This window comes from Zhongshania sp. (assembly GCF_029212375.1).
Classification (GTDB): Bacteria; Pseudomonadota; Gammaproteobacteria; order Pseudomonadales; family Spongiibacteraceae; genus Spongiibacter.
This window is the reverse complement of record NZ_JARGNU010000011.1, coordinates 59386-79821: the sequence shown is the minus strand read 5'-3', so window position 1 is coordinate 79821 and position 20436 is coordinate 59386. Positions and strand designations below refer to the sequence as shown.

Annotated in this window: 18 protein-coding genes; 13 read left to right on the top strand and 5 right to left on the bottom strand. The window is 48.5% G+C overall.

Annotated elements, in window-relative coordinates:
• Nucleotide 1 precedes the first annotated feature (1 nt).
• From P1U47_RS12360 to P1U47_RS12305, 12 genes are all read left to right on the top strand, one after another.
• Nucleotides 2-178 (top strand): rubredoxin, encoded by a 177-nt coding sequence (locus tag P1U47_RS12360; RefSeq protein ID WP_301029292.1) that lies wholly within the window; start codon nt 2-4, stop codon nt 176-178.
• A gap of 49 nt (nt 179-227) precedes the next feature.
• Nucleotides 228-1013 carry an SDR family oxidoreductase gene (locus P1U47_RS12355; protein WP_301029290.1) on the top strand — a complete coding sequence of 262 codons (786 nt, stop codon included), beginning with the start codon at nt 228-230 and terminating at the stop codon, nt 1011-1013.
• 20 nt (nt 1014-1033) lie between these two features.
• Nucleotides 1034-1801, top strand: coding sequence for an enoyl-CoA hydratase-related protein (locus P1U47_RS12350; protein ID WP_301029288.1), 768 nt, complete (start codon nt 1034-1036; stop codon nt 1799-1801).
• A 43-nt stretch (nt 1802-1844) separates the two neighbouring features.
• Complete coding sequence (locus tag P1U47_RS12345; RefSeq protein ID WP_301029287.1) at nt 1845-3365, top strand: aldehyde dehydrogenase family protein; 1521 nt, start codon at nt 1845-1847, stop codon at nt 3363-3365.
• Between the two features lie 49 nt (nt 3366-3414).
• Nucleotides 3415-4611, top strand: a complete 1197-nt coding sequence (locus P1U47_RS12340; RefSeq protein ID WP_301029285.1) for an iron-containing alcohol dehydrogenase — start codon at nt 3415-3417, stop codon at nt 4609-4611.
• A gap of 139 nt (nt 4612-4750) precedes the next feature.
• On the top strand, nt 4751-6337 hold the full coding sequence (locus P1U47_RS12335) for an AMP-binding protein (protein WP_301029283.1): 1587 nt from the start codon (nt 4751-4753) through the stop codon (nt 6335-6337).
• A 12-nt stretch (nt 6338-6349) separates the two neighbouring features.
• The gene (locus P1U47_RS12330) at nt 6350-8047 is read left to right on the top strand and encodes an acyl-CoA dehydrogenase (protein WP_301029282.1); all 1698 of its coding nucleotides are present in this window, start codon (nt 6350-6352) and stop codon (nt 8045-8047) included.
• A 31-nt stretch (nt 8048-8078) separates the two neighbouring features.
• Nucleotides 8079-9224: an acyl-CoA dehydrogenase family protein gene (locus P1U47_RS12325; RefSeq protein WP_301029281.1), complete on the top strand. Its 1146-nt coding sequence runs from the start codon at nt 8079-8081 to the stop codon at nt 9222-9224.
• 341 nt (nt 9225-9565) lie between these two features.
• Nucleotides 9566-9862 carry a hypothetical protein gene (locus P1U47_RS12320; protein ID WP_301029279.1) on the top strand — a complete coding sequence of 99 codons (297 nt, stop codon included), beginning with the start codon at nt 9566-9568 and terminating at the stop codon, nt 9860-9862.
• A gap of 28 nt (nt 9863-9890) precedes the next feature.
• Entirely contained in the window at nt 9891-10274 is a 384-nt protein-coding gene (locus P1U47_RS12315; RefSeq protein WP_301029278.1) for a nuclear transport factor 2 family protein, read from the top strand.
• 62 nt (nt 10275-10336) lie between these two features.
• Complete coding sequence (locus P1U47_RS12310; protein WP_301029276.1) at nt 10337-11482, top strand: acyl-CoA dehydrogenase family protein; 1146 nt, start codon at nt 10337-10339, stop codon at nt 11480-11482.
• Between the two features lie 77 nt (nt 11483-11559).
• Entirely contained in the window at nt 11560-11988 is a 429-nt protein-coding gene (locus P1U47_RS12305) for a DUF4345 domain-containing protein (protein ID WP_301029274.1), read from the top strand.
• Nucleotides 11989-12097: 109 nt separating this feature from the next.
• Here P1U47_RS12305 and P1U47_RS12300 read toward each other — a convergent pair whose 3' ends face one another.
• The 3 genes from P1U47_RS12300 to P1U47_RS12290 all read right to left on the bottom strand — a co-directional run bounded on the left by P1U47_RS12300 (nt 12098) and on the right by P1U47_RS12290 (nt 16707).
• Nucleotides 12098-12808 carry a hypothetical protein gene (locus tag P1U47_RS12300; RefSeq protein ID WP_301029273.1) on the bottom strand — a complete coding sequence of 237 codons (711 nt, stop codon included), beginning with the start codon at nt 12806-12808 and terminating at the stop codon, nt 12098-12100.
• A gap of 243 nt (nt 12809-13051) precedes the next feature.
• A complete protein-coding gene (locus P1U47_RS12295) occupies nt 13052-15487 on the bottom strand; it encodes a TonB-dependent receptor (protein WP_301029272.1) in 2436 nt (811 codons plus the stop codon).
• 194 nt (nt 15488-15681) lie between these two features.
• Nucleotides 15682-16707, bottom strand: coding sequence for an AraC family transcriptional regulator (locus P1U47_RS12290; RefSeq protein ID WP_301029271.1), 1026 nt, complete (start codon nt 16705-16707; stop codon nt 15682-15684).
• Nucleotides 16708-16823: 116 nt separating this feature from the next.
• On the opposite strand from P1U47_RS12290, the gene P1U47_RS12285 reads away from it, so the two are divergent.
• A complete protein-coding gene (locus P1U47_RS12285) occupies nt 16824-18284 on the top strand; it encodes an NAD(P)/FAD-dependent oxidoreductase (RefSeq protein ID WP_301029269.1) in 1461 nt (486 codons plus the stop codon).
• A 16-nt stretch (nt 18285-18300) separates the two neighbouring features.
• Here P1U47_RS12285 and fghA read toward each other — a convergent pair whose 3' ends face one another.
• On the bottom strand, nt 18301-19149 hold the full coding sequence (gene fghA / locus P1U47_RS12280) for an S-formylglutathione hydrolase (protein WP_301029267.1): 849 nt from the start codon (nt 19147-19149) through the stop codon (nt 18301-18303).
• A 50-nt stretch (nt 19150-19199) separates the two neighbouring features.
• Nucleotides 19200-20324 (bottom strand): S-(hydroxymethyl)glutathione dehydrogenase/class III alcohol dehydrogenase, encoded by a 1125-nt coding sequence (locus P1U47_RS12275; protein ID WP_301029266.1) that lies wholly within the window; start codon nt 20322-20324, stop codon nt 19200-19202.
• Nucleotides 20325-20436: the final 112 nt, after the last annotated feature.

The window sequence follows — 20436 nt, the reverse complement described above, 5'->3', positions numbered from 1 at the left end:
AATGGCGACTGAATATAAAAAATGGCAGTGCGTTTCCTGTGGCGATATTTACGACGAAGAGCTAGGTTTGCCTTTGGAAGGTATCCCCGAAGGAACACGATTTGAGGATCTACCGGATGACTGGATTTGCCCAGCTTGCGGGTCTGATAAAACTGATTTTGTCGTTTTAGAAGAATGATTATTATTTAAGTACATCAATAATATTAGACAAAGATAGAGATGCAGAAATGAAATTCAAAAATAAAGTAGTTGTCGTTGCTGGTGGAACCAGTGGAATAAGTTTGGCTACCGCGCTTTCATTTGCTAACGAAGGCGCTAAAGTCGCCGTTTTGAGCCGGTCGCAAGATAAAGTTGATTTGGCCGTAGCAGCGTTAATCGAGGTAGCCGGCGAAGCGCTCGGGTTTTCCGCCGACGTGCGAGATATAGATGCACTTCACAATGTGATGGCGTCAGTGGCTGAATCTTGGGGCAGCATCGACGTGCTAGTGTCGGGTGCGGCTGGTAACTTTGCATCTCCTGCAGCGGACCTCTCTGGTAACGGTTTTAAAACGGTTATCGATATAGACTTACTTGGTTGCTTTAATGTTATGCGGGCAGCTTACCCGCATTTAACTAAGCCAGGTGCCGCAATTTTGAATATTGGTGCACCACAGTCTTGGTTGCCAACGCCGATGCAAATACATGTTTGCGCGGCTAAGGCAGGGATTGATCAAGTCACGAGAACCGCCGCCATGGAATGGGGCGCTGACGGCATTCGTGTTAACGCCATCGCGCCGGGTCCTATTGCAGATACCGAAGGCATGCGCCGCTTGGCGCCCACGCCAGCGGCCGAAGCGGTGTGGACAAAAAGTGTTCCTCTTGGTCGTTATGGGACCAAAGAAGAAATCTCGAAAGTTATCCAATGGCTATGCTCTGACGAAGCAGCATACATTTCTGGCGCGATCATTCCCGTTGACGGCGGTTGGTCGTTAGGCGGATCGAGCAATATGACAATGGCATTAACCGCTAAGTAAGCTATCGAGTTGGGCTATTTATGTCTGCTATAACATTATCCATAGACGCTTCGATTGCAAAAATTGCGCTTAATCGCCCAGCGCATTTGAACTGTTTTGGTACGGCGATGATTGCTGAGTTGATGGCAGCAATTGAACACGTGGTGGCGGCAGGTGCAAAGGTAATAATTCTAAGCGGTGAGGGCCGCGCCTTTTGTGCTGGGGCTGATCTTAATGATGCGATGGATCACCGCGATGAGGAAGGCCATGTCAATATAGCTAAGCCTCTACGAAGCCATTTTAATGCCTTAATGGCAATGTTACGTGATATTCCAATACCATTGATTTGTGCGGTAAACGGACCTGCAGTGGGCGGCGGTTGTTCGTTGGCAATTTGCGCAGATGTAGTAATTGCTGCGCAATCTGCCTACTTCCAAATGCCCTTTGCAAAGATCGGCTTGATTCCAGATATGGGCGTAACATGGCTTGCTCCTCGCTTGTTAGGACGGGCAAGGGCATTGGGTGTAGTGATGCTCGGCGAGCGTATTAGTGCAAGCCAAGCGGTGGACTGGGGCTTGATTTGGTCTTCTTGTGAGGATCAATTTTTGATGGTCGAAGCTATGGCCGCAGCAGCGAAGTTAAAGGCTTATTCACCGGAAACCTTGCATATGACGCGACGCCTTATTGATAAAAGTTATCTTACTAGTTGGAATGAACAACTTGAGAATGAAGCGTGTGCTCAAGGCGAAATGGGTAAGAAGATAGCCTTCACCACGGCGGTGAAGGCGTTTTTAGGATCAGCAAGTTAGTCATATTTTTATTCTATTTGAAGCACAATAAAAGGAGACAGCAATGTCGATTACATCTTCAGAGAACGTTTTCGATCTTTATATCGACGGTAAGGCCTACCGCCCCGAGGCGGCGACATATATTGATGTTATTAGTCCCGCTACGGGGAAAGTCGTTGCGCGCGTCCAGAATGCTAGCTCGGTAGATTTAGATGTTGCTGTTGCTGCGGCGCGTCGTGCGTTTAAAGCAGGGGAATGGCGCAACATGAAACCTGCTGATCGATCTAAGGTCTTGTATCGTATTGCTCAGCAAATCGCGAGTAATGCGCCCGAGCTAGCAGCGCTGGAAGTGGCGGCATCTGGTGGCACCATAAAGCGTATTTTGGGCCTCGATATACCTGCAGTGGTTGATCTGTTTATGACCTTGGCGGAGGAGGTAAAGACTTATCAATTTGTAGAATATATTTCACCTCGCCCCTTCCCAGAGCAAATGCATAGTCAGATTATTAAAGAGCCAATTGGGGTTTGCGGATTGATTACCGCATGGAATTTTCCAATATTATTGGCTTGTATGAAGTTGGCGCCGGCTCTGGCCTGCGGTAATACCGTTGTTATTAAACCTGCAAGCAATACTCCCACCTCAACAATTCGTTTGATAGAGTTAATTGGTGAGGTTGTGCCAGCGGGTGTGGTTAACGTGATAAATGGCCCAGGCGCAGAACTTGGCGACGCTATGACTCTGCATAAAGATATCGACAAAATATCCTTCACTGGCTCTACTGAGATTGGCAAGCGCGTGCAGCGCAATGCGGCGGAAACGTTAAAGCGCGTCACCCTTGAGCTAGGTGGTAAAGGTGCGGCGATTGTTATGCCAGATGCTGATATTGAACGGGCGGCTTACGGTGCTTTATTTGGAGTCTATTTTAATTCTGGTCAAGCCTGCGAATCGGCTACTCGACTTATCGTTCATGAAAGTATTTATGAGCCTCTTTTGCAACGTCTTAAAGAAATATCTGAAACCGTTGTGGTAGGTGACCCGATGGATCCGGCGACCGCAATGGGGCCAATGTCCAGCGAGTCGCATTTTCGCAAGGTAATGAGCTTCATTGAATCGGCTTCGCGAGATGGCGCGCGCATTGTTAGTGGTGGCGATCAGATGTCGGTACCAAACTGCGAAGGTGGCTTCTTTGTTAGGCCAACCATTATTGCAGACGTTGACAATGGTATGAACGTGGCACAGCAAGAAATATTTGGGCCAGTTTTGTCAGTGATTAAATTCTCGACAACTGAAGAAGCGATGCAAATTGCCAACGACACTATTTACGGATTATCGGCCGGTATTTGGACTAGCAATGTAGTCGAAGCACAGGCTCTGGCGCGGCGTTTAAATTCCGGTTCGGTATGGATTAACGACTGGCACATGATGCGTACCGATGTGCCCTTTGGCGGCTATAAGCAGAGTGGCTATGGGCGAGAGTTTAGTAAATATAGTTTTGAGTCTTATCTTGAAACCAAGGCCATTACAACGTCTTTCGAGACCAATGTTGCCAATAAGGCTTTGTACAAAATTGTACATTCTTTGTAATTGCTAGAAATTAAACCGAATTTCAAGAACAGAATAAGAGGCTATTACTATGTCTAGAACAGGATATTTGCAGTACAACATGCGCACCGTTGTTCACTCTGGGCCGGGCAGTATTATTCGCTTACCAGCTTTGTTTCAGGGCATGGGTGCTAAACGGGTGGTGCTGTTTTCGGATCAGGGTCTTAAGCAGATAGGTGTTGTCGATCAGATTGTGTCGGTATTTGAAAATGGGCAATACGGCGCAGGCCCCGAGTTAGTGGGTGTATACACCGATATTGCACCAGATGCAGCGTGTAGCAATGTCAATCAGGCACTGGCGTATGCACGCGAAGTTGCGGCAGACGCCATACTCGCGGTAGGTGGTGGCAGTGTGCAGGACGCCTCTAAAGGCGTGAAGTACGGCTTGGCTCACGGTATGACCGATATTCGCGATGCGACGCAATCAGGAATTAAATTAGAGTCTTGGCCTGCTGCCAAACATATGGGTATACCCCATATTGGCGTAGCGACAACGGCGGGAACTGGGGCAGAAGTAAGTGCTGGCGCGGTGTTTTTTAATGAAGAGTTGGGTATTAAGAGTAATTTAGCGGCGCCATTCCTCGACCCAGATATGGCGGTCTTAGACGCAAATCTTACCTTGGGCCTGCCTAAGCATCTTACTGCATCAACGGGTATGGACGCCTTGACCCACGCGTTGGAAGCCGTGGCATCACCTTGCGCTAATCCCTTCACCGACGCGCATGGTTTTATGGCCGCGCAGATGATCGAGCATAATCTGCCTATTGTGACCAACAACGGTAAAGACGTTGCTGCGCGCACGGCGATGTTGCAGGCGAGCTCAATGGCGATAGACGCTTTTGTGGGAGCTTTAAATGCGGTGCCGGTACATAACTGTGCCCATGCTTTTGGTGCGATTTACCATATTCCCCACGGTGATGCGAACTCGGTTCTGTTGCCGGTGTGTTTGCAGGTGTTGAGGGACTTCTATTTACCCAACGCTAAGCGTCTAGCACAAGCGCTGAATGTTGCTATTACCAGCGATAACAACGAAGTGGTGATGGATGCGGTAATGGAGAAAATGTCAGCGTTACAGGAAGCGACCGGCGTGCCGGTGGATTTCAAAAAATATAATATTCCGGCAGAAGATTACGAGAAAATTGCTTTCGCGATTGCGACGGATCCTTTTGCCGTATTTTTCCCCATTCCTCAGGACAGAATCAGTCAGATTATTGCCTTGGTGGTGTAGTGCCTATTGTCGCGGTGTAAGGGTTTCGTCACGCGAAATGCTCACTGCGACATGTGAAGACGAAAATACTTTAATAGGTCTGAGTGGGCGGGCTGCTGCTTGCTACGGTGATCGCTCGCTCTAAATTTGGAAAAATAATATGAAAACGCCTCTTGAAATGTTCTATCAGCGAGAGCAAGAAAATGCTGGTGAGGTTTTTCTCCGTCAGTCACTCGTCGGCTCTTGGCAAGATTATCGATGGGCAGAAGTGTCTAATCGTGTCCGCTGCTTCGCCGCCTATTTTAAATCATTGAACTTGCCTGCCGAGAGCCGTATTGCCGTATTTGCTCGAAATTGTGCAGATTGGGTGGTCACTGACTTTGCGATTATGTTGGCGGGTCATATCAGTGTGCCACTTTATCCAGGGCAAGATAAAGACTCTTCAAAATACATTCTTGAGCATAGTGGGTGTTTGGCTGCAGTATTAGGCGACTTTGATGTGAATGAGCATATCGCCGAGATTCTTGATAATAGCGTCCACACTGTTGCAATTCATGGTTGCACGGTAAGTACCGATACTAGCCTAGAAAAAATTGTGCAGGGCTTTGAGCCATATCAGGGATGCCCGATTCCTGATCCACAAAGCATATTTACTATGCTGTACACCTCTGGCACAACGGGCAATCCCAAGGGCGTAATGCTTCGCCACGGCACGGCGGCTAGCTCTACTCCTCGAATGCAACAAAGTCTAATGCCAGCGATTAACGGCCGACATCGACTGTTTTCCTACTTACCGCTATCCCACGCCATGGAGCGCGCGATGGTGGAAATGAATGCGCTGTATTGTAATGGCGTCATTGCCTTCTCTGCTGGCATGGCTTCATTCTTTCAAGAACTGCGTGATATTCAGCCTACGGTCTTTGCGTCGGTGCCACGGCTGTGGGTTAAATTTAAAGAATATGTAGAAGCAAATTTGGCTTGCACTCCAGAACAAGTCAAACAGCCAGAAGCCGCCGCTGAAGCGCGTCGTTTGCTGGGCCTTAATGAAGCGGTGCGAGTTTTAACTGGCTCTGCACCTTGCTCGCCCGATATTCATACATGGTTTGCAGATATTGGCTTGGCATTGCGTGAAGGTTATTCAATGACTGAAAACTTTTGCGATGGTTGCTTTTGGAGTGACGAAGAGAATCCGATACCAGGCTGTGTCGGCAGGCCTGCAATAGGTGTGGATCTGAAAATCACTAGCGATAACGAAATTTGCTTTCGCAGCGATGCCCTTATGACGGGATACTACAAAGAACCAGAGAAAACCGCATCGGTACTTGTGGATGGCTGGTATCACACGGGAGATGCAGGCCGCATAGATGAACATGGTCGGCTCTGGGTCACTGGTCGAATTGGTGAAACGTTTAAAACGAGTAAAGGCAAATTTATTCAGCCGGTTGCTTTGGAAGGCCGGTTGATGGAGTCGGGCCTGTTTCAACAAATTTGCGTTTTTGGACACGGCAAGGATCAGCCCTTGGCGTTTGTGTATCTGAATGACAAAGCGCGATTGATGTCGCTCGCAGATTTAAACATCGTCATCGCCGAATTTTTAGCTACCATGAATTCCACGCTGCCGTCTCATGAACGTGTTCCACGGATCATTGTTACACCGGAAGAGTGGACTATTCAAAATGGATTACTGACCCCAACACTGAAAATGAAGCGCAAAGTGATTCAAGCGCATTTTGAATCCTTAGTTTAAGGTGAATTGTTGATGTACCAACACAATAGTGATGACAGCAGCTTTGTTCTTAAAAACCTTATCTCAATTGCTGATCTGGAGCGCTCGCCTGCATTCGCGTCGGCGGGCTTTGATCTTGATTCGCTGCTCGCCATTAATAGTGAAGCGGGTAAATTGGCAAGTGCCGATTTAGCTAATTGCAATCGCGATGCCGATGCGCAGGGCACTCGTTTTGTGGATGGCGAGGTGTTGGTTCCCCGTAGTATTGTTGATGCTATTCGTGCACTGGGTGCAGGGGGCTGGCTTGGTTTAAGAACCGCAGTCAACTATGGCGGACAAGGACTGCCAGAGCTGGTAAATACACTGGCAATGGAAAATTGGGCAGCCGCCAATTTGTCGGTCACGATGCACGTGATTCTCTCCATCGGCTCAGCTATGGCTATTCAGTCCCACGGCACAGAGCAGCAAAAGCATTGCTATTTGCCAAAACTGGCAAATGGCGAGTGGTCGGGGGTAATGGCGTTAACAGAGCCCCAGGCGGGGTCCGATTTGGCGGGAGTAGCGACTGCCGCTAAACCAGAATCAGACTATTACAGAATAAAAGGCCAGAAATCCTTTATCTCATGGGGTGAGCACCAGGTCAGCAATAATATTATCCACCTCGTATTGGCAAGATTACCTAATGCACCTCTAGGCACTAAAGGCATTTCATTATTTATTGTTCCCAAGTTTCTTGCCGATGAAGAAGGCAAATACACTATACGCAATGACATTAAGTGTATTGCCGTAGAGAAAAAATTAGGCCTGCATTGCAGCCCCACTTGTGTGATGAGTTATGGCGACAATGAGGGTGCTGTCGGCTATTTAATCGGCGAAGAAAATCGTGGTTTGAACTGCATGTTCACGATGATGAATGAAGCGCGATTAAAAGTGGGTGTTCAGGCCTTGGGTGCTAGTGAGGTGGCGTATCAAGCCAGCCTTGCTTATGCAAATTCGCGTAAGCAGGGCAAATTTCTTGTAGTGCATCCCGATGTTAAGCGAATGTTACTTATTCAAAAATCGCTTATTGATGCGATGCGAACAATTGCTTACACCGAGGCGGTTCGCATCGACTGCGCCGAGATTAAAAACTCAGCGCTCGAGCAGGCGCGAGTTAACTTAATGATTCCTATCGTTAAGGCGTGGTTTACCGAAGTTGCCCAAGAAATTTGCGGTATGGCAGTACAGATTCACGGTGGTCTAGGTTATGTTGAAGAAACCGGTGTTGCGCAGTATTTACGCGATATTCGAGTGTCGACAATCTACGAAGGCACCAATGGTATTCAGTCAGAAGATTTAGTAATGCGTAAAATAGTGCGCGATAGGGGCGAGGCAATTGATGCCTTGTTTGCGGAAATACGCGACACCGTTGCCGACGCTCGCAGCGACAATAATTGCCATGCAGAGCGCGTTGCAGCAGCTATTTCTACTTTGCAGTTACGTGTTCGGTGTCTCTTAGCTAAAACAGATAATGAAAATATCGCGCTAGCGAATAGCTTTGATCTCATGATGAGCCTGGGCTATCTCTGCGGTGCTTGGGCGTCTCTGCGCATGTTGAATACCTGTTCGCGGCGTAGAGAGCTTGGTCGGCGTGTTGATGTAGCAAAATTTTATATCGACAGAATATTGCCGCGTATACATGGGCACGTCATCGATATGTCGGAGCCTAGTTGGCTCGGCACCGAGTTGTAATCACATTAATAAGAGATAATTTAGGAAAACCATGAATCGATATTGCTTTGAGGAAGATCATCAGCTATTTCGGGAGGCGTATCGACGCTTTCTTGAGCAAGAAGTGTTGCCGCATCGGGAAAGCTGGCGCGAAAACAACATTGTGCCCAAAGACATGTTCAAAAAAATGGGCGATCAAGGCTACTTGCTGTGCTGGGCGCCGGAGGAGTATGGCGGCTTGGGATTAAAGGATTTCCGCTATCAGCAAATCATGATGGAGGAGGACGCTGTGCGGGGCGAAGTGGGATTTTTTCACACCTTACACAGCCGTTTGGTGGGGCCATATATCGAAAAATTTGGTTCTGATGAACAAAAGCAACGTTACCTACCCAGCTGCATTTCCGGCGAAACTGTATTGGCGATTGCTATGACAGAGCCCGATGCGGGAAGTGATTTGGCGGGTATGAAAACACGCGCGGTTGATTGCGGTGACCACTGGCTTTTGAACGGCGCAAAAACCTATATTTCCAACGGTATTAACGCCGACCTTGTTATTGTTGCGGCTAAAACCAATCCAGATAAGCCGCGGCAGATTGGTCTGTTTCTGGTAGACGCCGCACAAGCCGGTTTCGCTCGTGGCCGCAACCTAAAAAAGCTTGGCCTGAAGGCCCAAGATACCGGTGAATTATTTTTTACCGATATTAAACTGCCAAAGAGCGCTGCATTGGGTGATCCAGATAAGGGCATGCATTATTTGATGCACAGCTTAGCCGAAGAACGATTAATTGCGGCCTGCGACAGTTTGGCTGCGGCAAGGCGTGCATTTGATGTGACCAAACTATTCGTTATAGAGAGAAAGGTCTTTGGGCAATCGTTGGCGCAACTACAGAATACCCGATTTAAAATGGCTCAGCTTTTTAGTGAAATCAATATCGCCCAGTGCTTTGTTGACCACTGCGTGGCAGAACACAATGCTGGCAAGTTGACATCTGAAATGGCAGCCCAAGCAAAGTTAATAAGCTCCGAACTGCAAGGGCGAGCTTGCGATGAGGGTGTTCAGCTTCATGGTGGTGCTGGCTATATGATGGAGTATGAAATTTGCGAGCTATACGCGAATGCTCGGGTAAGTAGAATTTTAGCGGGCAGTGCAGAGATTATGAAAGAGATTATTGCAAGGTCAGTTTTTGATACTAAATAGCGACTGTTTGCCAATGTTAACCCCATTGGTGGATTTTTATAAAAAGTGAAGATTCGCCATTTTTGCCTGGTTCGCCGGGCTTTTTTAATCGAAGTAGAAAAATTCTGCTATTTACATTAGCGGTGATATACCTTTGATTAGAGGAATATAATAATGACAAAAAGCATAAATTCTCGTTTATTAAGTCATGGTCTTGCGTCCTTGTTGCTTGCTTTGCTCGGCGGGTTTATGTTGGTGTTTTCCTTAATCGGTGGTATCTCATTAGATCCCTTACCTGCATTTTTACGTTAGACGTTATTGGTTCATCTACCGGCTGGCGAACATTCCATCTCGGTATGTTGATGAATGGATTAATGGCGATAGTGCTGGGGTTTTCGCTTACTGCGCTGCAGGTGGGACCAAAAGCAGAAAATTTGATTTCTCTTGGGATTGCGGTTGCGGTGTGGGGGAATGCGATGTTTTATCTATTTAGTATGTTTTCTCATAATCGCGGGCTAACACTGGGTGAAAACGTATTGGGGGCGTCTAATTGGGCGGGTGTGGTCGCATTCTTACCTGCCCTATTAGGTGCAATAAGCTTGATGTGCTCCTTGTCAGCAATGTTGTATTTTCATTTGCTTGGCGTGCAAGAAGCGTAATTAATAATTTAATGTAAGGGAAAGCTCAATGAATGTAGTTGATAAATGGCACAAGTATGTAGAGTTTCTCGACGCTACATTATTGGATGAAATTATTGATAAAGATGCGGTGTTCTTTTCGCCCGTAGTTCATTCTGCTCAGCGTGGCGAAAAGATCGTTAAAAAATATCTTTCAACAGCGATGGCTTTACTTAACAACGGTACTTTTGTATACACCCATGAAACCATTCAAAATGGCGTTGCGGTTCTCGAATTCGAACTGGAAATGGACGGGGTATTTATAAATGGCGTCGATATAATACATTTTAATGATTTAGGGAAGATTACAGAATTTAAAGTTATGGTTCGACCTTTACAAGGCATTATGATGCTAAAGGAATTGATGGCTAAGAGCCTGTCAGCACCGACGTGAGGGTACTGCAATCGAAGCGAGTTACAGTTTTTGAGGTTTATCTTATTAAGATCGGGGGGAATATGACGGCGACAAATGATGACTTACTTGTATTTAGGGACATGGTGCTGCGCTTTCTAGAGCAAGAGGTAGATTCGGAATTTGAAGCGTGGGAGCGTTCAGGCTTAGTTCCCAAAGCCCTGTGGAAGAAGCTTGGCGATGCCGGCATGCTTTGTGTTGATTTTTCGGAAGAATATGGCGCCGCCGATACGAGTTTTGATGTCGCTCTGATGATCATTGAGGAGCTTGCATGCAAGGGTTACTCTGGCTTGTCTTCTGGCTATAACATTCACGCCAATATTGTTGCGCCTTATATTCAGAGTATAGGGTCAAAGCAGCAGTGTGATCGGTGGTTGCCGGCGATGGTTTCCGGCGATGTTGTTGGTGCTATTGCAATGACTGAGCCTGGCGCCGGCAGTGATCTTGCCGCGCTTGCTACATCTGCTATCCGCGATGGCGATGACTATATACTTAATGGTTCAAAAGTCTTTATTACCAATGGTATTCATGCAGATCTGGTTATTGTTGCAGCAAAAACTGATCCTAAGGCTGGCGCTAAAGGGGTTTCTTTATTCTTGGTAGATACCTCGTTACCAGGATTTTCTCGCGGTAAGCAAATCGAGAAACTTGGTCAGCACGATAGCGATACCGCCGAATTATTTTTTAACGATTTACGAGTCCCCATGAATGCCCTGCTGGGCGAGGAGGGGAAAGGCTTTACTTATCTCATGGAAGAGCTACCGCGAGAGCGACTGGGTATTGCCGCCTGCGCTATTGGTGCGGCACGAGGCGCCCTTGCGATTACGCTGGATTATGTTCAGCAGCGTAGTGCCTTTGGTCAAAAAGTCGGCGCCTTTCAAAATTCTCGCTTTAAGTTGGCAGAAGTAAAAGCTGAGCTGGAGATAAACACCGCCTATGTTGAAAAATGCACGGCGGCCTATAAACGCGGCGAAATGACCGTAGAGCAAGCGGCGATAGTTAAATTGTCGGCTACGGAAATGCAGTGGAAGACGGTTAATGAATGCCTACGGTTATTTGGCGGTTATGGATACACAAAGGAATATCCGATTTCTCGATTCTTCGTTGATGCACGAGTCCAAACGATTTACGGCGGCACCTCTGAAATCATGAAAGAAGTTATTGCCAGATCAATGCTTGGTCGGGGCTAATGAGCCTTTTGGAGAATGCCTAGGCAGCGCCGAGAGGGTGGCCTGGGCAATTTTGCTGAATATGCGCAGGGAATAGAATGAAATTTTTTAAGTTTGTTGTAGCCATTTGGGCCTTGCTTCCCTTACTTACTGGTTTGATGGATATACTTGTAGGTCCATCTGCTTGGCGAGGGATAGGACTCGGGATCAACGACTTAGCATTAGCGGACTCTGTTCTAGACAGCCAAATTAGGTTTGTCGGTACTATCTGGTTTGCTTATGGGGTGTTGCTATTAGTTTGTCTCAAAGATGTAAAAAAGTACGCCACAATTCTGAACGGCGCATTATTTGTGGTTTTTTTGGGAGGCATCGCTCGGGTATTATCAATATTCATGGTCGGTTTTCCGGCATCGTCGGTAGGCTCCGGATTTATCATTATTGCCTTGTTAATTGAGCTTTTTCTTATGCCAGGGTTGATGTTCTGGTTCTATTACATCAGAAAATTTTCGAAAGTGACTTCTTGGTAATATAGGTGATTAACCGATTACTGTGCGTGGTAATCTCTCGTGCGCATGTAGCGCCAGTATGTGATTTGGGTGTGCGGGTAGCTAAAATTACGTAATGCGGCTGCGGAAACTAAAACCGCTTAACAATATTCAGGCCTTTTTGGCCAAATCTGAGCGAGAGTGTGCCGTCGCGGCTGCGGCTCAATTCGCTGAGGTCGCGGTGCTTAATACTTAATCTTGGCAGGTTGTCCGTACTCTGCTGGCCCCATGCGTGTTTGGTGTCGGTGGTGCTGGTCGGGATTAAGTTGCCACTAATAAATTTTTGCCAGAGATTTTGCTGGTTTTCGCCAGCGGCCACATTGCCGCTGCTTGTCATTATCCATGCCGCTACCGCAGCGGCGCTAAATAGTTTTTTCTGTAATTGTAACCAGCAGGCGAGGCGGCTTGGACTGATTAGTTGTTGGTCAATTAATATCTCGCCAAGACGGCGGTGTTGCAGACTGTGCTCGGCTAATGCGGCGTTGAGTTGCTGGTGAGTAATTTCGCCATTTTCGACAAGCAGTTGGCCTAAGCTGAGCTGTAGCGATTGCGGCATTTCACCGTTTTCTTTAATCGCGTGAGTGTGTTCTTTGAGGGTTTTCTGTAGTTTGAGTACGGCTTGCTTTTCAATGTTGCTGAGTTCATGGCGTTGAACTAGCACGTCGCCTAGGCGGCGCTGGCTCCAGCGCTGCGTACTTAAAGCCTGTTGCAAGGTGCTGGCAGTAATAAAGCCGCCAGATACTAATAATTGGCCTAGAGCGGTCGGGTTGGGCTTGGCGTTAGCAAGTTTTGTGGGGTGCATGGCTATGGCTCCTATTCCGGTGGGGTCACGGAATGGATGAGTTCAGCGTTCTATAATGCACAGTTCGGTGGCTGGTTTTCAATACGTAGATTGCGCAGCATAATTGATGTGTTTGATTGTTGGTGGCGTTGAATTTCTGGCTGGCGGGTTTGGCTAGAATGGTAAATATTGGGGCTGGGCGTAAAGTGCTGCGCGTTCTTGCGCAGCACTTTACGGCGGGGTTTAGCGTTAGTTTGCTACAGCTTAAAAGCGGTAGGTAACTTCGGCGCCGTAGCTGCGTGGTGGGCCCGCAAGGTAGTTGTCGTGGCCAAAGCCCGCTTGCAGATTAATTGCGTAGCTGTCGTATTCTTCATCCATAAGGTTTTTTACCCACAACGACACTGAATAGCTGTCGTCGCTAGCGTGCCAACTGGTTCGTGCATTAAACAACCAATACGCGTCTTGGCGAATAGCGTCGTAGCCGTATTGATCATTGTAGGCGCTATACCATTGGTCATCTTGGAAGTTGGCGTTGATGTTGGTGGTTAGGTAGCCCTGCTCATTTTCCCAAATGTCGTAGTCCAGCGAGATGCTGTAGTTAAATTCGGGAGCAGAGATGAGTTCGTTGCCGCTTAGGTCAACGCGGTCGTCAGCGTCAGCAATGGTTTCGGTGTTTGCTAAAGTGAGCTCAGAAAATTCGGTATGCAAATAACCAAAGCCAATTTGCAAAGTGAGTTTTTCTGTTATGCGTGCCCATAGTTCCGCTTCTGCACCGGCAATTTTTGAGCTACCGGCATTTTCAAGGAAGTTAGAGAAACCAACGACGTTTATAAATTGCTGGTCGGTGTAGTCATAGGAAAACAGTGCGGCATTTAGGCGCATGCTGTTGTCTAGTAAATCGGCTTTAAAACCAAGTTCAAAGGCATCTATATATTCTGGCGATGCGTACGCGGTTTCGATGGGCCGAGCAAGGTAGTAAGCGCCGCCGTTGAAACTGCCGCTGCGGTAACCGTGGCTTGCACTAACATAGACCATTACGTCTTCATTAACACGATAGTCAAATCCCAGTTTACCGGTCCACTCTGCTTCGTTGGCCTCTAACTTGGGGCCAGAATCAAGGGTATACGCGCCGTGTGTGTAGCCAAGGCTTAGCAGGTTTAGTAATAGTGTTGGGTCGCCGAGAATATCCACTAGTTGCGATTGGGATAAGGGTAGTGAAATGTACGCGTCGTCTACGCCGCTAGTGTTGCCGGGTACATAGGTGCCGCGCGGGCTGCCGTCGTAACCAATGCGGGAAATATTGAAGTAGCTTTGTTTATTGCCGTCTTTGGTATAGCGCAAACCTAAGTCCATGCCGAAGGTGTCGCTAAAATCAAAGCGCATTTGTGAATAGGCGGCGAGACTGGTTTTTTTGGTTTCCATGCGTTGATCTAGCATGCCGTAATCTAGCAAGAAGGGGTATTGCTGGGCCGTATCGGGCTTTGCAACACCTACGCGCACATCCGGTGGGGTGTCGAAAATATCGTAGATATTGTGCATGTACTGATCTTCGTAGCCATAGTAGACACCGGCGATGATATTGAACATGCCCTCGTACTCAGACGCGAAGCGCAGATCCTGGCTGTAGCCAATGGTGTCCGAAGACCATGTGATGGTGAGCAAATCGTTGGGCGAGCCATCAGTATCGGCTTTCTGGTAATAATCAGCGTCGTAGTAAGACGTTACTGAGGTTATCGAGTAACCATCGCCAGCAAAGGTAACGGTTAAGCCCGCAATATTGGTGTTGGTTATAAGGGCGCCGACCTCATTGGCTTCGGTTTCGTGAAAATCTAAGTTACGACTTTGCCGCGAGTATCCGTTGTAATCTGAGTTTGGGGCGCCGAGTAGGTCGGTGCGACCTTCGTTTCGGGCGGGCGTGCTAAGGGCGTCGTTGCCGGAGACGGTGTATTTGAATACGGTGTCCCAGGTGTCGTTGGGCGCGAAATGTAGGGCAAGTCGGCCGCCTTGAAAGTCGGTTTGGGCGCCATTTTCACTGCGGCCAACAATATCTGCGTAACCGTCGTCGCGTTTAAAACTTAAGGCGCCGCGCGCGGCTAAAACTCCGTCGATGAGCTGGGTTTCTGCGCCAGCTTCGGCACTGGTTGCATTGTAGCTGCCAGCGCCGAGCTTGATGTAATTGCTTGGTTCGTCACTAAATTGGGGGGTGCGGGTAATGATATTTATGGCGCCGCCAGTTGTATTTTTACCGTAGAGCGTGCCTTGGGGGCCGCGCAGTACTTCTAGGCGCTCTATATCAAAAAAGTTAGCGCCATGGCTGTAAACAGGGGCCAGATAAGTTTCGTCAACGTAGACGCCAATCGGGCTGGCTTGGTTGGAACTGTAGTCAGACATGCTCACGCCGCGAATTGAAAATATTGGTTGAATGTCGCCGTAGGGGCCGCTGACCTGCATATTGGGTACTTGTGCCGCAATGTCGCTGGCGTTTTCAAAGCCGTATTTATCTAGTTGGGTGTCGGTCATGCCGGTGACGGCTACAGGGATGTCTTGGGTGCTCTGGCTGCGCTTTTGCGCGGTAACGAGGACTTCCTCTAGCATGGGCCCTGCGCTTGCGACGTTGGCGCTGGCGGCAATGGCTATGTAGAGACTGCTGCGTAGCAGTTTTTTCCCTTTGAATAATGGCAATAGAGAGCGGTTTGGCATGGCTAAAATCCTTCCAGATTAATACAAATATATTGTTGTTTTTGTCGGTGGAGTTTAAGGTCGAACAATGCCGAAGTTTACAGTGAATATATTAGTATTTGGCGACATAATATTAGCATTTGATGACATTTTGAGCTGGCAATAATGACATTTAATTTAGCCTCCACGGCAGAATAAGTGGCCTGGAGTCTAGTTTACTGCGGTGGGATTTGCCTGTTTTGAAAGGATTTTCTGTAGCTATTTGGGGTAACGCCAAACCAGCGCTTTACTGCTCGATTAAACGAACTCTGCTCTTGGTAGCCTAGTAAGCCAGCAATTTGGGCCATGGGCATACGTTGTTCGGCCAAAAAACTCTGTGCTTCGGTGCGACGGATATCGTCGAGAACTTGCTCAAAGATATGCCCCTCGCTTTTAAGCCGACGTTGCAGAGTGCGAGGGTGCATGAATAACTCTTCGGCAACGCTTTTAATGTTGCAGTGCTGGGTGGGGAGTAATCGGCTAACAATAAACCGTGTTTGCTCGAATAACGTGACGGGATTGGTGCGGCTTTTCTTGGCGACATAGTTGGTCATCATTTCGCGCTGAAAGGTATTGGCCGTGCGAATAGGTAAATTGAATTGTTCTGGGGTTAACACTAGGGCGTTTGTTTCTTGGCCGAATAAAACGGGGCAGCCAAAGTGGCGTCGGTAGCGATTAATGTCGAGCTCACGAGTATGTCGAAACAAGATAGCGTCTGGCTTGTAGCGATATTCAGTGAGAAGGCCGTGCACATTGGCGGTTAAGCCCATGGCAAGCTCAATAGTTTGGCGTCGATAGGGAAGGTCTGGCACATCTATTTCTACTATTAGGCGCGGGAAGTTGGGCGCCGTTTTATCATCGAGAGAAAGTTTCAATGCGGGGCTGTGATACGAGATATACCGAGCGACGCAGAGCATGGCATCGCGCACGGTGTTGGAGGCGCGAGCCATAATGGCGATTGGGCCCAAGGTTTCTAGGTTTTGCTTTTTAGACAGCTGCAAGCCAAAGTCGGGGCAGTTTAGTTCGACGGCAGAGTTTTCTAATATTTGCATAAGGTGGTGGTAAAAAATTAAGTAGTCAAAATCCCCGAGCCGTTTTGGGTCTAAATTCAATTGGCTAATAAAAGGCGTAGGGTCGGCACCCAATTCACGAACCAACTCTTGATAGCCGCTAAGTGAAGACGAGCGAATAAGGGGGCGCATGGTGGATGTCCTGTTTAGCGGATATATGTCGTCAAATGCTAATTATTAGCACAGATTCTGAATGGATACTGCTCGGCGTAGCGGAAAGTAAGTAAACACACACGTGGAGAGTGCCAGTGACAAAGCTTAATACCCGTAAAATCATTATAGTTGGTGCTGGATTTTCAGGTTTGGGTGTGGCCATTCAACTTCAAAAAGCGGGTATTAGCGATTTCGTTATTTTGGAAAAGGCCGATGAGGTCGGCGGTACTTGGCGAGAGAATCACTATCCGGGCGCGGAGTGCGATATTGCCTCGGCGCTGTATAGCTATTCCTTTGAACACAATGCTGACTGGCAATATAAATGGGCTGAACAGCCGCAGATATTTGATTATTTAAAGGGCACCGCCAAAAAATACGGCTTGTATGCGCATATTCATTTTGGCGTGGAGCTTGGCAGCGCGCAATATGATGAGGCGGCGCAGTGCTGGCATTTGCGCAGCGCTAACGGTGATGAGTGGCAGTGCCAGTTTTTAGTTACTGCGGTAGGGCAGTTACATCATCCGTTTACGCCGCGGCTGCCGGGGCAAGTTAGCTTTGTGGGGCCGCAGTTTCATTCGGCGGCGTGGGATCACCGTGTTGAGCTGGCAGGCAAGCGTGTGGTGGTGATTGGCAATGCCGCCAGCGCGCTGCAGTTTATTCCGCAAATTGCGCCGCAAGTGGCGAAGCTCACGGTTTTTCAGCGCAGTGCGAACTGGGTTATTCCCAAACTCGACAGGCCTTATAAGGCGTGGGAGCAGTGGCTGTCGGCGCGTATCCCTCTCGTGGCTCGCTACTATCGGTTTAGTATTTGGTTGCGCAATGAGCTGCTGATTTATCCAATAATGCAGGGGCGTAGCTTGCATCGGCGCATTGCTCTGTGGATGCACCGTCGCTATATAAAAAAATATATTAGTGATCCCGTATTACGGGCCAAGTTAACCCCCGACTACCCCATGGGCGCCAAGCGTATACTCGTGTCTGATGACTATTATGCGGCGATGGCGAGAGCAAATGTTGAGCTGGATGTAGACGGTATTGCGCGCTTATCTGAATGCGGTGTGGTAACTGCAGGTGGCCGAGAAATTCTCGCCGACGTCATTATTTATGGCACAGGATTTAAAACCAATCCGTTTTTGGCGCCAATGACGATCGTGGGTAAGGATGGCCTGAGTCTGCGCGAGGCATGGGGTAGCGGTGCTCAGGCATATTTGGGGATGATGACTGCTGGTTTCCCAAATTTTTTTATGATGTATGGCCCCAATACCAATTTAGGCCACAACTCGATTGTGATTATGTCGGAGGCTCAGGCGCGCTATATCACAGACTGTATTCAGGTTTTAGATAGGGATGGGCGTCGTTCGATTGAAGTGAAAGCTGAGGCAGAGCAACAATACAATGCCGAGCTTCAGCAGCGTTTAGCCAATATGGCATGGAATACGATTAACGCAAGTTGGTATAAAGATGGCGATAAAATCACCAATAACTGGCCGGGCTCGACGTATGAGTATATTCGTCGCACGCGGCGGGTGTGTTGGGATAATTATCGATTAAGGTGATTTTATACACCAAGCATCAGTTTACACTGGGGCTTAAATGCTCGGCGTGGAAACGCAGGTGTGACTCTATAAAACTGGCGATAAAATAATAACTGTGGTCATAGCCGTCGTGGTAATTGAGTTGCAGTGGGTAGTTTTTAGCCTTGGCTGCGGCGTCTAATAGTTGCGGCTTGAGCTGCTCAATTAGAAATTGATCATCGTTGCCTTGATCGACAAGTGCGGGTACAAACCGAGTTGCGTTGTTAATGAGTTCGCAGCTGTCGTAGGCCTTCCAATCTGCTTGTTCAGCGCCCAAATACGCCGTAAACGCTTTTTGTCCCCAAGGGCAGTTTACCGGTGAGCTAATTGGACTGAAGGCCGATACCGAGCTGTAGCGCTCGGGATTTTTTAAGGCGATAGTCAGTGCGCCGTGGCCGCCCATGGAATGGCCGGAAATGGCACGCTGCTCAGATATAGGGAAGTGTTGCTCGATAATTTCCGGCAGCTCTTTAACGATATAGTCGTACATATGGAAATGGCGATTCCACGGCGCTTGGCTGGCGTTAACATAAAAGCCTGCGCCTTGGCCTAGGTCGTAGCTGTCGTCGTTAGCGACGTCGCCGCCGCGAGGGCTGGTGTCGGGGGCGATAATGGCGATGCCAAGTTCAGCGGCAACACGCTGTATACCGCTTTTCTGCATCACGTTTTCGTCGGTGCAGGTTAGTCCCGATAGCCAGTACAGTGCCGGTACTTTTACGCCGGTATTGATTTGGGGGGGCAAAAAAACGGCAAAACGCATCTCGCAGTTGAGGGTGCTAGAGCGGTGGCGATACTGCTTATGCCAGCCGCCAAAGCATTTGTTGTTGCTAATGTTTTCTATGCTCATTTGCGATTCGCGCCGCTTTTCAGCGGCGCGTCCTTGTGGGGGCTGGAGGACTAGTAGTGAATAACTGAGCGAATACTCTTGCCCTCATGCATTAACTCAAAGGCTTCGTTAATGTCTTCGAGTGGCATGGTGTGGGTAATGAAATCGCTGAGCTTAAATTCGCCAGCTAAATAGCGTTCTACGTAGTCTGGTAGTTCGGTGCGGCCGCGTACGCCACCAAAGGCGGTGCCGCGCCAGACTCGTCCCGTTACTAGTTGGAAGGGGCGGGTTGAAATTTCCTGGCCAGCGCCGGCTACGCCAATAATAATCGACTCGCCCCAGCCCTTGTGGCAGCACTCTAAAGCCGAGCGCATGGTGTTAACGTTGCCAATGCACTCAAAAGAAAAATCAACGCCGCCGTCGGTCAGTTCAACTATCACCTCTTGAATCGGCTTGTCGAAGTTCTTCGGGTTGATGCAATCGGTGGCGCCGAGCTTGCGGGCCAGTTCAAATTTACTCTCGTTAACGTCGATGGCAATGATGCGGCTGGCTTTGGCCATCACCGCGCCGATCACGGCCGACAGGCCAATGCCGCCCAAACCAAAAATAGCAACGGTGTCGCCCTCTTTTACCTTGGCGGTATTCATCACTGCGCCCATGCCGGTGGTGACGCCGCAGCCAAGCAAACAAACTTCTTCTAGAGGCGCGGCAGGATTCACTTTGGCGAGGGAGATTTCGGGCAGCACGGTGTACTCAGAGAAGGTTGAGCACCCCATGTAGTGGAAAATCGGTTGGCCGTCTTTGTAGAACCGAGTGGTGCCGTCGGGCATCAGGCCTTTACCTTGGGTTTCACGAATTTTCTGGCAAAGATTGGTCTTGCCCGATTTACAAAATTTGCACTCGCGGCATTCGGGGGTGTACAGAGGAATTACGTGGTCGCCGACTTTTACGCTGGTGACGCCTTCACCGACTTGTTCAACAATACCACCGCCTTCGTGGCCGAGAATGGCGGGGAATATGCCCTCGGGGTCGTCGCCAGAGAGGGTGAAGGCGTCAGTGTGGCAAACACCAGTGGCGACGATTTTAATCAATACCTCGCCCGCCTTGGGGAGCATTACATCGACTTCTTCGATTTTAAGTGGCTGACCGGGACCCCAAGCAACAGCGGCTTTGGATTTAATAAATTGCTCAGACATGGCGATCTCTCTGTGGTGGCTGCGGTATAGCTGGTGTGATTTTAAGGCCTACATTGTAATTGTTTCTCGATTGATGATAATGGCCTTAAATACAAAACACTTTTACGAGAAT